Source organism: Methylobacterium nonmethylotrophicum, from assembly GCF_004745635.1.
In the GTDB taxonomy this organism is placed as follows: domain Bacteria; phylum Pseudomonadota; class Alphaproteobacteria; order Rhizobiales; family Beijerinckiaceae; genus Methylobacterium; species Methylobacterium nonmethylotrophicum.
Map to the genome: position 1 here is coordinate 29,107 of NZ_SRLB01000002.1, position 13,724 is coordinate 42,830.

Below are 13,724 nucleotides of genomic sequence, written 5' to 3' on the forward strand. Positions count from 1 at the left end.
GATTGCCGCACTTCAGGATAAGGCACGCTTCCCCTCTCCCGTGTGGGAGAGGGGCCAGGGGTGAGGGTGACACGCTTCAGTGTGAAACGCTGAGTGTGGTGCTGGCCGCGGAACGGTCGGTGCCTGACTCAGAACCGTGTCACCCTCACGCGGGATCTTCGATCCCCTACCCCTCTCCCACACGGGAGAGGGGATCCCGCGACCTCTTGTGTCGAGGGCGCATCACACGGCTATTGCCTCACAACGCGATGATCGGCTTGATCTCCTCGAAATTCTTCATCCGGGTGAGCGCCGTGTCGACCTCGTCGAGGGTGTAGCGGTTGGTCACCATCGCGTGGAACGGCACCTCGTGCTGGTGCTTCTCGACGAATTGCAGCGCCTTCCAGTAGGCCTTGGCCTGGCCGGAGAACGAGCCGAGCACCCGCAGGTTCTTGGCGACGATGGTCGAGGGCGCGATCGTGGTGGTGCCCTGGCCGAGCTGGCCGACGACGACGTAGGATCCGCCGCGGCGGGCGAGGTCGAGGCCCTCGCCGAAGGCGGCCGGGTGGCCGGTGAACTCCATCACCACGTCGGCGCCGCGCCCGTCGGTGAGCGCCCGGACCCGGTCGAGGCGTTCAGGCTGGCTCGTCGTCTCGATCGAGATCACCTCGTCGGCGCCGAAGTCGCGCGCGAGGGCCAGCCGCGCCTCGGGCGCGCCCAGGGTGACGACCCGCCGCGCGCCCGAGATCTTGGCCACCGCGGTGGCGAGGAGCCCGAGGGGGCCGGCGCCCTGGACCACCACGGTGTTGGACGGATCGATCCGCCCCAGCACGTCGAAGGCGTTCATCACCGAGCGGAAGGCGCAGCTCGCCATGCTGGCGAGTTCGTTCGGCACGGAATCCGGCACCTTCACCCGGCCGGAATCCGGCAGCACGTAGCCGTATTCGGAGAAGCCGCCGAGCAGGTAGGGCGCGACGTCCATCCGCTCGTACATGTACTTGCGACTGTACTGGCACAGGGTCGGCTCGCGGGCGACCGTGCAGAAGTAGCAGCGCCCGCAGGCCGTGTGGGTCCAAGTGATGCGGTCGCCGACCCGGAGCGGCTGGCCGACGGAGTCGCGCTCGGTCCCGGCTCCCATCGCGACGATGCGGCCGACCATCTCGTGGCCGAGGATGACCGGCAGGTCGACCTTGAGGGCGAGCGAGCCCTGCCAGAGATGGACGTCGGTGCCGCAGATCGAGCAGGTCTCGATCTTCGTCAGGATCGTGCCGGGCTCCAGCTCCTGCGGGACCGGCACCTCCTCGATGCAGACCGGGGCCTTGAATTCCCGCACCACGGCGGCGCGGCTGCTTGTCGGAAAACGCATCATGACCGGTCTCCCGCTTCGTCGGGCGCCGTCGCGAGCACGCGGCGCGCGAGCTTCAGGTGGGCGATGTCGATCATCCGCCCGTCGAGGACCGCGACGCCGGCCCCGCTGCCGTCGAGGAGCCGCACCACCTCGTGCGCCCAGGCGACGCGCTCGGGGGAGGGCGTGAAGGCGGCCGTGACCGCCTCGAGCTGGCCCGGATGGATGCAGAGCTTGCCGGAGAACCCGTCCGCCGCCGCCGCCGCGGTCTCGGCCTGAAGCCCGGCCGGGTCGCGCGGATCGGGGAACGGCGTGTCGATCGCCGCGACCCCGGCCGCGGCGGCGGCGATCAAGAGCCGGTCGCGGGCGGCCGCCACCGGCGCCGCGAGGCTCCCGTCGGAGCGGCGCGGCGTGATGCCGAGATCCGCCGACAAGTCCTCGGCCCCGAAGCAGAGGGCCCGCAGGCGCGGCGACACGCCGGCATAGTCCATGTCCTTGAGCGAGTCCGCGGTCTCGGTCGCGAGCAGCAGCACCCCGACGGCGCCGGCCGGCACGCCGCTGGCCGCCTCCAGCACGTCGATCTGGCCCGACAGCATCAGGAGGTCGGCGGGAGCGGTACATTTCGGCAGGAGGATCGCGGCCGGATGCGCCGGGACGATCGCCGCGAGGTCGTCGAGATACGGGGCGGTGCCGCGGGGGTTGATCCGCACGATCAGCGTGCCCGGGCGGGCACGCAGGGCCGCGGCGGCCTCCGTCCGCGCCGCCGCCTTGGCGGCCGGCGCGACGCTGTCCTCAAGGTCGAGGATGACGGCGTCGGCGCCCGACGCCACCGCCTTCTCGACCTTGCGGGGCGCGTCGGCCGGGGCGAACAGGAGGGAGCGCAGCCTCATCGTGGAGTCTCCGTGTCGCCGATCGCCGTGCCGCCAAGTTCGGCGGCGATGTCGGCCTCGTCCTGGCCGAGAGAGGGGGCGAGGCGCCGGATCCGCCCCGGCGTGCGCGACAGGCGCGGGAACGGGGCGTGCATCGGCACTTTCCCGTGCTCCGGATCCTCGATTTCGACCAGGACGCCGCGGCCCCTGACGTGGGGATCCTCGGCGAAGCCCGCCGGGTCGTAGACCGGGCCGACGGTCACCTCGGCCTTCTCGAAGAAGGCGAGGTTGTCGGCGAGGTCGCGCGCGCCGATGAAGCCGCCGACGATCGCGTCGACCTCATCCACATTGTCGAGCCGGGCGGAGTTGGTCGAGAAGCGCGGATCCGCGATCATCTCGGGCCGGCCGATGGCGGAAAAGAGCCGGGCCGCCATGGCTTGCGTCGAGGCCGAGAGCGCCAGCCACTCGCCGTCGCGGGTGCGGTAGACGTTCCGCGGCGCGGTGATGCTGACGCGGTTGCCGATCCGCGAGGGCACGCGGCCGGTCAGCCGGTGGATCGCGGCATCGGGGCCGAGCGTCGCGTGCAGCGGCTCGAGGAGCGATAGGTCGACCACCTGCCCGGCGCCGCCGGGCGCTTCCGCGACCCGCAGGGCCGCGAGCGTCGCGAAGGCGCCCGAGAGGCCCGCCACCATGTCGGCGAGCGCGAGGTTCGGCAGGGCCGGCGGCTTGTCGGCGAATCCGTTCTTGGCGGCGAACCCGCTCATCGCCTCGATGAGCGAGCCGAAGCCGGGACGCTGCGCGTAGGGCCCGGTCTGCCCGAAGCCGCTCACCCGCACGATCACGAGCCTGGGGTTGAGCCCGAGCAGCACCTCGGGCGAGAACCCGGCCGCCTCCATCACGCCGGGGCGGAAGCCCTCGATCAGCACCTGGGCGGTCGGCACCAGGCGGCGCAGGGACGCCTTGCCGTCGGGCTCGCGCAGGTCGAGGCGGATCGAGCGCTTGTTGCGGCCGTAGACCTTCCACCAGGCCGGGATGCCGTCCTCCTGCCAGTGGCGGAGCGGGTCGCCGCGGTCGGGTTCGAGCTTGATCACGTCGGCGCCGAAATCGGCGAGCTGCAGGCTCAGCATGTTGCCGGCGACGAGGCGCGACAGGTCGAGCACCCGGATCCCGGCGAGCGGCCCGTCGGCCGCGGGCGAGGGCGTCACGGCCGGCCCCGATCGCGAGCGGCGTTCCGTCTGCGGGCCATCCGTGCCTCCCGGCCTGTCTTGCTTGGGCGATATCCTGGCCGAGGGGGAGCCCGGGATCGAGACGGATTTCGCGGGGAGGCTATCGGGAAATCTTATGGCTCGAGCAGGATTGCGTTGCCCCAGGCGCCGCTCTCGACCAGGCGGCGCACCTCCGCCACCATCAGGTCGGCGACGAGGGCGGCGGGGCCGGCGAGCGGCTGGTCGGCGGCGTAGCACAGGGCGAGGGGGCGGGTGATCGTCGGCTCGACGATGCGGATCATCGCCGGGCGCGCGGCGTCGTCGATCCCCGACAGGCCCGAGATCGGCAGGATCGCGGCAGCGAGGCCCGAGGCGGCGATCTTGCGCATGGTCGGCAGGCTGTCGACGTCGGCGATCACGGTCAGCGACAGGCCCTCGCGGGCGAAGGCCGCCTCCACCATCGTGCGAAGCGTGTGGGTCGGGCTCGGCATCACGAGGGGCAGGTCCGCCACCTCCCGCATCGTGATGGTGGCGGGACTGGCGGCACCGGCCTTGGTCACGAGAAACAATTCCTCGCGCAGGATCGGCTGCACGGTGAGGCCGGGACCGGAGCGATCGCGGTAGAGGAGCGCGAGTTCGAGGCGGCGCTGGGCGATCAGCTCGTGCAGGTAGCCCGACAGGCTCTCAAACAGTTCCGGCCGGATGCCCGGATAGTCGCGCAGGATCGTGCCGAGCAGCGGATGCGCCAGGATGGTGGCGACGCTGGTCGGCAGCCCGATCGCCACCCGCCCGATCACCGGCCCCGGCCCGGTGAGGTCGGCGACCGCCCCGTCCACCTGGCGCAGGATCGTGCGGGCGTGGCGGTAGAAGCGCTGGCCGGCCTCGGTCGGGACGACGCCCCGCGCGGTGCGGCTGAGGAGCGCGTTCCTCAAGCCGGCTTCGAGCTGGGCGATCTGCTGGCTCAGGGCCGGCTGCGCGACGTTCAGGTGCGCCGCCGCCCGGGACAGGCTGCCCCAATCCACCGCGGCGACGAAGAAGCGGATCTGCTTCAGGGTGGGGGTCGACATGGGGCGGATCCGCGAGGGTGGCGTGACGATTCTACGCGACGACGCTGACAGCCTCGGCGTCGCTCTCTCCCGCCCTGAACCTCATCCTGAGGTGTCAGTCGATCAAGGATCGGCTGACCTCGAAGGAGGGCTCCAGAAGTCTGTCCGATTCCTGGAGCCCTCCGTCGAGGCTCACTTCGTGCGCACCTCAGGATGAGGTCCAGGGCGGGAGGTGAGGTTCAACCCGCTCCTGCAGGCCCGGCAAGCCCGTGCCCCACCCGGCTTTCTCGCCACCGCCGCCTTTACAGCAGCCCTCACATCCCCGACAATCCATGAAAGACCGTTTCAAAGAATGAAACAAGCCATGAGGGAAACGCCTATCCGCGCCCGCCGCCCCGGCGGCGGGCTGGCTCGTGCCGTCGCGGCCGAGCCCCGATGACGAGGATCGACGGCGCGCGGCGCGACCCCTACCCGCGTGAGGCGATGCGGCGGCTCGTCGACCCGCGGAGCGTCGCCGTGGTCGGCGTGTCGGAGCGCGCCAACGCCTTCGGCAGCCGCACGGTGGCCAACCTCAAGGACTTTGACGGGCGCCTCTACCAGATCAACGCCAGGCACGCCGACCTCGCCGGCCGGCCCTGCTACCCGGACCTCGCGTCCCTGCCGGAGGTGCCGGACTGCGTCGTGATCGCGACGCCGCGGGACGCCGTCGAGACGGTGGTGCGGGACTGCGCGGCGCGCAGCGTCGGGGCCGTGCTGGTGCTCGCCGCGGGCTTCGCCGAGACGGCCAAGCCCGAGAATGTCGCGCTGCAGCAGCGCCTGGTCGAGATCGCCCGGGGCGCCGACCTGCGCCTCGTCGGGCCGAACACGCTCGGCCTCGTGAACTACGCGACCGGCGCCGGCCTGACCTTTTCCGGCATGCCGGTGCGCCGGCCCCTCGCCCCGCACGCGATCGGCATCGTCAGCCAGTCGGGCTCGCTCGGCTTCTCGCTCGCGCAAGGGGTCGAGCGCGGCGTCTCGGTGAGCCATGTGCTCACCGCCGGCAATTCCTGCGACGTCGACGTCGCTGACCATGTCGCCTACCTGGCGCGGGACCCGCAGTGCCGGGCGATCGCCTGCCTGTTCGAGGGCATGGCCGACCCGACCCGGATGCTCAAGGCGGCCGAGATCGCCTGGGAGGCCGACAAGCCGCTGGTGCTGTACAAGATCGCGACCGGCCGGGAGGGCGCGCGGGCGGCCCTGTCCCACACCGGCTCGCTCGCCGGATCGCAGGAGGCCTACCGCGCCGGCTTCGCCCGCGCCGGCGTGGTCCAGGTCGACACGCTCGAGGCGCTCGTCGAGACCACGGTGTTCTTCGCCAAGGCGGGCCGCCCGCGGGCGCGCGGTGTCGCGGTGATCGCGACCTCGGGCGGCGCCACCATCATCGCGGCCGACAAGGCCGAATTGCACGGCGTGCCCCTCCCCCAGCCCGGGCCCGAGGCGGCTTCGGTGCTGGCGGCGGAGGTCCCGGAATACGGCTCGACCCGCAACCCCTGCGACGTGACGGCCCAGGTCATCGGCTCGGCCGACAGCCTCGCCGCCTGCACGGGGGCGCTCCTCGCCGATCCGCTCTACGGCATCATGGTGACCTCGCACGCCTACGCCTATGAATCGGCGACGGTGCGTCTGCCGGTGTTCAGCCGGGCGGCGGCGGCGAACCACAAACTCGTCTGCAACGTCTGGGCGCCGGAATGGCTCGGCGGTCCGGGATCGCGCGAGACCGAGACCGACCCGCACCTCGCCCTGTTCCACTCGATGGACCGCTGCTTTGCGGCGATCAAGGCCTGGCACCGGCGCGATGATCTCAGGCGCATCGGGCGCGATGGCGCGGCGCGGATCTCCGATCCGGCGGCAGCGGCGCGCCTCGCCGCGCTGCTGGCCGAGACGTCCGGCACGAGCCTGACCGAGCGGGAGGCGAAGCGGGCCATGGCGCTCTACGGCATCCCGGTCGTCGAAGACCATCCCGTCGCGACCGCAGCGGCTGCCAGGGCCGCGGCGGAGGCGATCGGTTTTCCGGTGGTGCTCAAGGGCGAGAGCCCGGACGTGCTGCACAAGACCGAAGCCGGGCTGGTCAAGCTGAACCTCGGAAGCGGCATGGAGGTCGAGCGCGCCTTTCAGGAGATCATCGCGGCCTTCGACGCGATGGCGTCCAGGCCGGCGGTGCGGGGCGTCGTCGTCCAGCCGATGATCGCGCGGGGCGTCGAAGTGATGGTCGGGGCCCGGCACGATCCGCAATTCGGGCCGCTCGTCGTGGTGGGCCTCGGCGGCGTGCTCGTCGAGGTCCTGCGCGACACCGCGCTCTCGCTCGCGCCGGTCGGGCGCGGGGAAGCCGAGGCGATGCTGCGCGGCCTCAAGGGCGCGGCCCTGCTCGACGGCTTTCGTGGCGCGCCGAGGGTCGAGGTGGCGACGCTCGCCGAGATCGTGTGCCGCTTCTCGGAACTGGCGGCCGATGCCGGCGAGAGGATCACCGAGATGGAGATCAACCCGCTGATCTGCTCGGGTCGCCGCATCGTCGCCGCCGACGCCCTGATCGTGAAGGGCGGCACCCATGGCTGAGGCTGTGCTGGTGCCGGTGCTGGACAACCACCGCTTCGACGAGGCGGGCTTGCAGCGCTACCTCGCGCCGCGCCTGCCGGGGGCGGGCGACGGGCTCGTCGTGCGCCAGTTCCAGGGCGGGCAGTCGAACCCGACCTTCCACCTCGCCACGCCGGGCGGGGCCTACGTGCTGCGCAAGAAGCCGGGCGGGGTGCTGCTGCCCTCCGCCCACGCGGTCGATCGCGAGTACCGGGTGCTCGGGGCGCTGGCCGCCACCGACGTGCCGGTGCCCCGCGCCCGGCTCTACTGCGACGATCCCGCGGTGATCGGCACGCCGTTCTACGTCATGGACCACCTCGCCGGCCGGGTTTATCCCGAGCGCGACATGCCGGGCGTCGATCCGGAGCACCGCCGCGCGGCCTTCCTGGACGCGGCCCGCATCCTCGGGCGCCTGCACCGGATCGACCCGGCCGCAATCGGCCTCGCCGATTACGGCCGGCCCGGGAACTACATCGAGCGCCAGGTCGCCCGCTGGACGAAGCAGTACCGCGCCGCCGACCTCGCGCCCGAGCCGGCAATGGACCGGCTGATCGCGTGGCTCGCGGCGCACGCCTCCGTGCCCGACGAGACCCGCATCGCCCACGGCGATTACCGCCTCGGCAACCTGATGCTGCACCCTGACGAGCCGCGGGTGATCGCGGTGCTCGACTGGGAGCTCTCGACGCTCGGCCATCCGCTCGCCGACCTCGCCTATTGCCTCTTGCCCTGGCGCACCACGCCCGCCGAGCAGGGGCTGATGGGCCGCGACGTGCCGGGCCTGCCGCGCGAGGCGGAGTTCGTCGCCGCCTACAGCGAGGCCGCGGGTCGGCCGGTCCCGGCCGACCTCGACGTCTTCGTGGTGTTCTCGCTGTTTCGCTGGGCGGCGATCGTCGCCGGCGTGTACCGGCGCGCCCTCGACGGCAACGCCTCGGACGCGAACGCCGTCCACGTGGCGGGGGAAAAATTCCGCCGGCTCGCCCGCCGCGGGGAGGAGATCGCCCATGGCCGCTGACACCGGATCCGCCGTGGTCCTGTCCGACCTCACTGAGGGGATCCTGACGCTCACCCTCAACCGGCCCGACAAGCTCAACGCCTTCACGGCCGAGATGCGCGAGGCGATGGTGGCCTGCCTCGACCGGGCCGACCGCGACGACGCGGTGCGGGCGGTGATCGTGACCGGGGCGGGGCGCGGCTTCTGCGCCGGGGCCGACATGAGTGCGGGCGCCTCCCGCTTCGACGTCGCGTCCCGCGCCGGGGCCGACGCGGAGGCCCTGCGCGATTCCGGCGGGCGCCTGGCGCTCCGCCTCTTCGACTGCGTGAAGCCCGTGATCGCGGCGGTGAACGGCGCGGCGGTCGGCGTCGGCGCCACGATGCTGCTGCCGATGGACATCCGGCTCGCCTCGACAACGGCGCGCTTCGCCTTCCCGTTCACCCGCCGCGGGCTCGTGCCGGAGGCCTGCTCGTCCTGGTTCCTGCCCCGGGCGGTGGGGATGCAGCGGGCGATGGAGTGGGTCGCGACCGGCAGGCTGATCCCCGCCGAGGAGGCGCTGGGAAGCGGCCTGGTGCGCAGCCTCCACGACCCCGAGGACCTCCTGCCGGCGGCGCGTGCCCTCGCGCGCGAGATCGCGCAGGCGGCCTCGCCGGTCTCGGTCGCGCTCGCCCGCCAGATGCTGTGGCGGATGCTCGGGGCCGACCACCCGATGGAGGCGCACCGGGTCGAGAGCCGGCTGCTCGCCGAGCGCGGCCGCAGCCCCGACGTCAAGGAGGGGGTGACCTCGTTCTTCGAGAAACGCCCCCCGGCCTTCCCGGGCCGGGTCTCCGCCGACCTACCGGCGGCCTATCCGTGGTGGCGCGCGCGGCCCTATCGCGAGGAGGAGACGGAATGACGGACGTCACGGTGCTGGCGACGGGCCTGCGCTTCCCGGAGGGCCCGGTGGTGCTGGAGGACGGGTCGGTCGCGCTCGTCGAGATCGCCCGCGGGACGGTGACCCGGGTCGCCCGCGACGGGACGGTCTCGGTCATCGCCGAGCCGGGCGGCGGGCCGAACGGCCTGGCGCTCGGGCCCGACGGGATGCTCTACGTCTGCAACAACGGGGGCTTCGCCTGGCACGAGGAGCCGGGGATGATCCGGCCGGTCGGCACGCCGAAAGACTATTCCGGCGGGCGGATCGAGCGGGTCGACCCGCGCACCGGCACCTGCACGGTGCTCTACGATCGCTGCGGCGACGTCCGGCTCAAAGGGCCCAACGACATCGTGTTCGACCGCGCCGGCGGCTTCTACTTCACCGATCTCGGCAAGGCGCGCCATCGCGACCGCGACCAGGGGAGCGTCTACTACGCCAGGGCCGACGGCTCGTTCATCACCGAGGTGGTGCACCCGATCCTGACCCCGAACGGCATCGGGCTCTCGCCAGACGAGACAGTGCTCTACGTCGCCGAGACCGAGGGCGGCCGGCTCTGGGCCTTCGACCTCGACGCGCCCGGACGGATCCGGCGCCATCCGTTCCCCTCGCCCCATGGCGGCCGCTTCCTGTTCAACCAGGCCGGCTACGAGCGCTACGACAGCCTCGCGGTCGAGGCCTCCGGCAATATCTGCGTCGCGACCCTGATGACGGGAGCGATCACCGTGATCTCGCCGGAGGGCCGGCTGGTCGAGAGCGTGCCGATGCCGGACGTCTACACCACCAATATCTGCTTCGGCGGGCTGGACCTGCGGGAAGCCTACGTGACCCTGTCGGGGACCGGGCAACTGGTGCGGGTGCCGTGGCGGCGGCCGGGATTGCGGTTGAATTTCGCGGCGTAGCGGGCGGTCGAGCCTCTATTGTCACCCCACCCACAGCCACATCCTGAGGTGCTGGGCGATCGGAGATCGCGCAGCCTCGAAGGAGGGCTCCAGGGATCGCACAGACTTCTGGAGCCCTCATCCTGAGGTGTCAGTCCATCTGTGATGGACTGACACCTCAGGATGAGGTCGGGGTTGGGATGAGTGTCGTGTAAAGCGGTTGCCGAAAGCTCCCGAACGTCATGACATTCCCCGTCGAAGAAACCGGTTACCCCCCGCGCATCCCCGCCAGCGCCCCGGCGATCTCCTCCGCCGCCGTCCGCAGCGGCGCCACGAAGCGCGCCACCACGTCGGCCTCGTCGAGCGAGTTGCGCAGGTACATCAGGTTGAGGCTCCCGACCGCGACCCCGCCGAGCAGCACCGGCACCCCGATCGCCGAGGCGACGCCGTTGTAGGACGTGTCCGAGTAGTCCTTGTTCATGCTGGCATAGCCGTTGCGCCGCACGGTCTCCAGCAGCGCCTCGACCGCGGCCGGATCGCGCGCGACCGCGTTCCAGGGGTCGGACGAGCCCGACAGGGCCGCGAGCGCCCCGGCCCGGGTCGTGGCATCGCAGAAGGCCAGGAAGGCCATGCCGAGGGAGGTGCCCAGCAGCGGTGCCCGGTAGCCCGGCCGGCGGTTGAAGTGCAGCACGCCCTCGCGGCGGCTGGTGCGCGCCACCACCATCGCGTCGCCGTCGAAGACCGAGACGTCCGAGGGCCATTGCAGGCCTGCGTGGAGCCGCGCCAGGATCGGGGCTGCGGCGAGCGCCATCTCCTCGTGCTTCTGGTAGCCGCTGCTGAGTTCGAGCGTGCGCCCGGTGGTGACGTAGACGGGCCGCTCGGGATGGCGCGCCACCAGCCCGGCATGGATCAGCGTCTCGAGCATCCTGACGATCGTCGGCCGGTTGAGGCCGGTCTCGCGAAACAGGTCGCCGACGCTCGCCTCCTTGAGGCGGTTCAGCGCAGCCAGGACCTCCAGCACCCGCAGGGCGGCGGTGACGGGCTGGAAGGACGGCATCGATGTGCGCTCCCGGTCCTCGGCCTCGCGGTCGGCGTTGCAATCGCCGCGGATCGGTCTACACTGTTTTGAACAAGCATTTCAAGCAATGAAATGCCGTTGAGGAAACGACCAGGAGCGCGGCTTTGGCGGGCGCGGAGCAGGCACCATCCGAGGCGGTGCAGCGCGGGCCGCTGCACGGGCTGACCGTCCTCGACCTGTCGCGGGTGCTCGCCGGGCCGTGGGCGTCGCAGATCCTCGGCGATCTCGGCGCCGAGGTGTGGAAGATCGAGCGGCCGGGCACCGGCGACGATACCCGCCTGTGGGGGCCCCCTTTCGTGCAGGGGCCGGACGGGCCGTCGGACGCCGCCTATTACCTCTGCGCCAACCGCAACAAACGCAGCGTCGCGATCGATTTCGGCGAACCAGAGGGCGCCGCCCTGGTGCGGCGGCTCGCCGAGCGGGCCGACATCCTGGTCGAGAACTTCAAGACCGGGGCGCTCGCCCGCTACGGCCTCGACTACGCGGCGCTGTCGGCGGTCAATCCCGGACTGATCTACTGCTCGGTGACCGGCTTCGGCCAGACTGGGCCCTACGCGGCCCGCGGCGGCTACGACTTCCTGATCCAGGGCATGAGCGGCCTGATGAGCGTCACCGGCCGGCCGGACGACGAGCCGGGCGCGGGGCCGATGAAGGTCGGCCTGCCGGTGAGCGACCTCTTCACCGGCCTCTACGCCGCGACCTCGATCCTCGCCGCCCTCCACCACCGCACCGCCACCGGCGAGGGCCAGCACATCGACTGCGCGCTCCTCGACAGCCAGGTCGCGGTGCTGGTCAACCAGGGCATGAACCACATCGTCGGCGGCCTGACGCCCGGCCGGCTCGGCAACTCGCACCCGAACGTGGTGCCCTACCGCGAGTTCCAGACCTCGGACGGCTACGTGCTGGTCGCCTGCGGCAATGACGGGCAGTTCCGCAGCCTGTGCGGGCTCCTCGACCTGCCCGAGCTCGCCGCCGACCCGCGCTTTCGCGACAATGTCGGGCGGCTGCGCGACCGCAAGGAGCTGGAGGCGAGCTTGAGTGCCGCGATCCGGCAATGGACCTCCGCCGACTTCTTCGCCGCCATGGAGGCGGCGGGCGTCCCGGGCGGGCCGATCAACCGCATCGACCAGATCCTGGCCGACCCGCAGGTCGTGGCCCGCGGGCTCCTCAAGCGGATGGAGCGCAGCGACGGCACCCCCGTCACGGTGATCGGCTATCCGAGCCGGCTGTCGCGCACGCCCGCGACCTACCGCATCGCCCCGCAGACCCTCGGCGAGGACACCGCGGAGGTGCTGGCCTCGCTCGGGCTCGACGAGGGGGAACGGGCGGGGTTGCGCGAGCGGGGGATCATCCGTGACTGATCCTCTCCCCGCCCGGGCCCGTGGGGCCGTCCGAGACGACCGTTCGGACGAGAATGGCGCGGGATCCCCTCTCCCGTGTGGGAGAGGGGTAGGGGTGAGGGTGACACGGTTCAGTGTGAAGCGCAGAGCGTCGAGCTACCAGCACTACGGTCTGAGCTTCACACTGAAGCGCGCCACCCTCACGCGGGATCTCCGATCCCCCGGCCCCTCTCCCACACGGGAGAGGGGGGATCCCGCGCCTCTTCTTGCTTACGGAGCCTCCGCCCGCACGCGGGGCGAGGAGGACAACATCGCCCTCCTACTCCGGCAGGAGGCGCCGCTCCTGCAGGTGCGCCAGCCACCAGGCCAGCGAGTCCTCGGTGTCGATGCAGTCGTGGAACCCCGCCTGCCGGATCTTGATCGTGCTGAGCAGCGATGCGGTCGAGTGGGTGCGCGAGACCGCGAAATCGGCGAATTGCCACGAGGCGCCGACGAGCCGGTCGAGGGTCAGGGGCGTGAGGTTGTGCCGGGCGACGATCGCCTGCCAGGTGGCGGCCCGGCCCGGCATGATGCGGGACAACGGCATCGGATGCGGCAGGCCGACCTCCATCCGGAAGGCCCGCGCCACCACCGGCCACAGGTTCTCCCAGGTGAGGACGTCGCCGTTGGTGACGTTGTAGGTCTGGTTCGCGGCCGCCTCGCTCTGGCCCGCCCACGCGACGGCGCGGGCGAGGAGCCGCGCATCCGTCGCCTCGGTGACGCGGGTGCCGGTGCCGGGATAGGCGAGCGGCAGGCCGAGTTCCCGGCTGATCGCCGCGTAGGCGCCGAGCGCCGCCACCATGTTCATCGCGCTGCCATGCGCGAAGCCGAGCACCACCTGCGGGCGCAGGATCGTGAAGCGCCAGTCCTTGCCGGCCTGGCGGGCCCTCAGAAAATCCTCCTGCGCCCAGTAGAAGTTCGGGTGGATGTGGCGCGGCGCGCGCTCGCGCGCGGGCACCGGGATCTGGCCGAGATGGACGCCGTAGGCCTTGGCGCCCTGGAGAAGGGTGAGGTGGCGCAAGCCGGGATTCTGCGGCTCGACCGCGTCGAGGAGGTTGGCGAGCATCGCGCGGTTGACGGCGATCTGGTCGTCGTCGAGCCAGCCGCCGGTCAGGTCGGGCTTCTCGTAGAGGGCGGCGTAGACAAGGTGCGTGAGGTTGCGGATCTCCGCCAGCCGCGCCCGGCACTGCGCCGCGTCGGTGAGATCGACCGACAGATGGGCCGCGCCCGTCGCCGGCTCGGGCGGGCGGCGCGACAGGGCGATCACGTGCCACCCCAGTCCCAAGTCATGCTCGATCACCGCGCGCCCGACCAGGCCGCCGGCCCCTGCAACCAGCACGGTTCCCCTGTCCGCCATGACGATCTCCGCAGTACGACGATCGATATCTACACGTAGACAACGTCAAGATACAGTGATAATATAAGAAAAAG

Annotated in this window: 11 protein-coding genes; 5 read left to right on the plus strand and 6 right to left on the minus strand. The window is 71.7% G+C overall.

Features of this window, described 5'->3' with window-relative positions; translation table 11 throughout:
- Positions 1–238: 238 nt before the first annotated feature.
- The 4 genes from EU555_RS02900 to EU555_RS02915 form a co-directional block, all read right to left on the minus strand.
- Entirely contained in the window at positions 239–1,348 is a 1,110-nt protein-coding gene (locus tag EU555_RS02900; RefSeq protein ID WP_205820747.1) for a zinc-binding dehydrogenase, read from the minus strand.
- On the minus strand, positions 1,345–2,214 hold the full coding sequence (locus EU555_RS02905; protein WP_135412960.1) for an HpcH/HpaI aldolase/citrate lyase family protein: 870 nt from the start codon (positions 2,212–2,214) through the stop codon (positions 1,345–1,347). The genes EU555_RS02900 and EU555_RS02905 overlap by 4 nt, the downstream gene beginning before the upstream one ends.
- Positions 2,211–3,398 carry a CaiB/BaiF CoA transferase family protein gene (locus tag EU555_RS02910; RefSeq protein ID WP_135412961.1) on the minus strand — a complete coding sequence of 396 codons (1,188 nt, stop codon included), beginning with the start codon at positions 3,396–3,398 and terminating at the stop codon, positions 2,211–2,213. Before EU555_RS02910 ends, EU555_RS02905 begins: the two co-directional genes overlap by 4 nt.
- A 134-nt stretch (positions 3,399–3,532) precedes the next feature.
- Entirely contained in the window at positions 3,533–4,465 is a 933-nt protein-coding gene (locus EU555_RS02915) for a LysR substrate-binding domain-containing protein (RefSeq protein WP_135412962.1), read from the minus strand.
- A gap of 414 nt (positions 4,466–4,879) precedes the next feature.
- On the opposite strand from EU555_RS02915, the gene EU555_RS02920 reads away from it, so the two are divergent.
- Genes EU555_RS02920 through EU555_RS02935 form a run of 4 tightly spaced genes read left to right on the plus strand, consistent with a single transcriptional unit; the run spans position 4,880 to position 9,857 of the window.
- The gene (locus tag EU555_RS02920) at positions 4,880–7,036 is read left to right on the plus strand and encodes an acetate--CoA ligase family protein (protein WP_205820749.1); all 2,157 of its coding nucleotides are present in this window, start codon (positions 4,880–4,882) and stop codon (positions 7,034–7,036) included.
- Positions 7,029–8,066 carry a phosphotransferase gene (locus EU555_RS02925; RefSeq protein ID WP_135412963.1) on the plus strand — a complete coding sequence of 346 codons (1,038 nt, stop codon included), beginning with the start codon at positions 7,029–7,031 and terminating at the stop codon, positions 8,064–8,066. The genes EU555_RS02920 and EU555_RS02925 overlap by 8 nt, the downstream gene beginning before the upstream one ends.
- The gene (locus EU555_RS02930; RefSeq protein WP_135412964.1) at positions 8,056–8,940 is read left to right on the plus strand and encodes a crotonase/enoyl-CoA hydratase family protein; all 885 of its coding nucleotides are present in this window, start codon (positions 8,056–8,058) and stop codon (positions 8,938–8,940) included. Before EU555_RS02925 ends, EU555_RS02930 begins: the two co-directional genes overlap by 11 nt.
- A complete protein-coding gene (locus tag EU555_RS02935; RefSeq protein ID WP_135412965.1) occupies positions 8,937–9,857 on the plus strand; it encodes an SMP-30/gluconolactonase/LRE family protein in 921 nt (306 codons plus the stop codon). Before EU555_RS02930 ends, EU555_RS02935 begins: the two co-directional genes overlap by 4 nt.
- 247 nt (positions 9,858–10,104) lie before the next feature.
- Here EU555_RS02935 and EU555_RS02940 read toward each other — a convergent pair whose 3' ends face one another.
- On the minus strand, positions 10,105–10,893 hold the full coding sequence (locus EU555_RS02940; RefSeq protein WP_135412966.1) for a helix-turn-helix domain-containing protein: 789 nt from the start codon (positions 10,891–10,893) through the stop codon (positions 10,105–10,107).
- 125 nt (positions 10,894–11,018) lie between these two features.
- Here EU555_RS02940 and EU555_RS02945 point away from each other — a divergent pair, with 125 nt between their 5' ends.
- Positions 11,019–12,275 carry a CaiB/BaiF CoA transferase family protein gene (locus EU555_RS02945; RefSeq protein ID WP_205820750.1) on the plus strand — a complete coding sequence of 419 codons (1,257 nt, stop codon included), beginning with the start codon at positions 11,019–11,021 and terminating at the stop codon, positions 12,273–12,275.
- A gap of 298 nt (positions 12,276–12,573) precedes the next feature.
- On the opposite strand, the gene EU555_RS02950 is transcribed toward EU555_RS02945, so the two are convergent.
- On the minus strand, positions 12,574–13,650 hold the full coding sequence (locus EU555_RS02950; RefSeq protein ID WP_135412967.1) for an SDR family oxidoreductase: 1,077 nt from the start codon (positions 13,648–13,650) through the stop codon (positions 12,574–12,576).
- Positions 13,651–13,724: the final 74 nt, after the last annotated feature.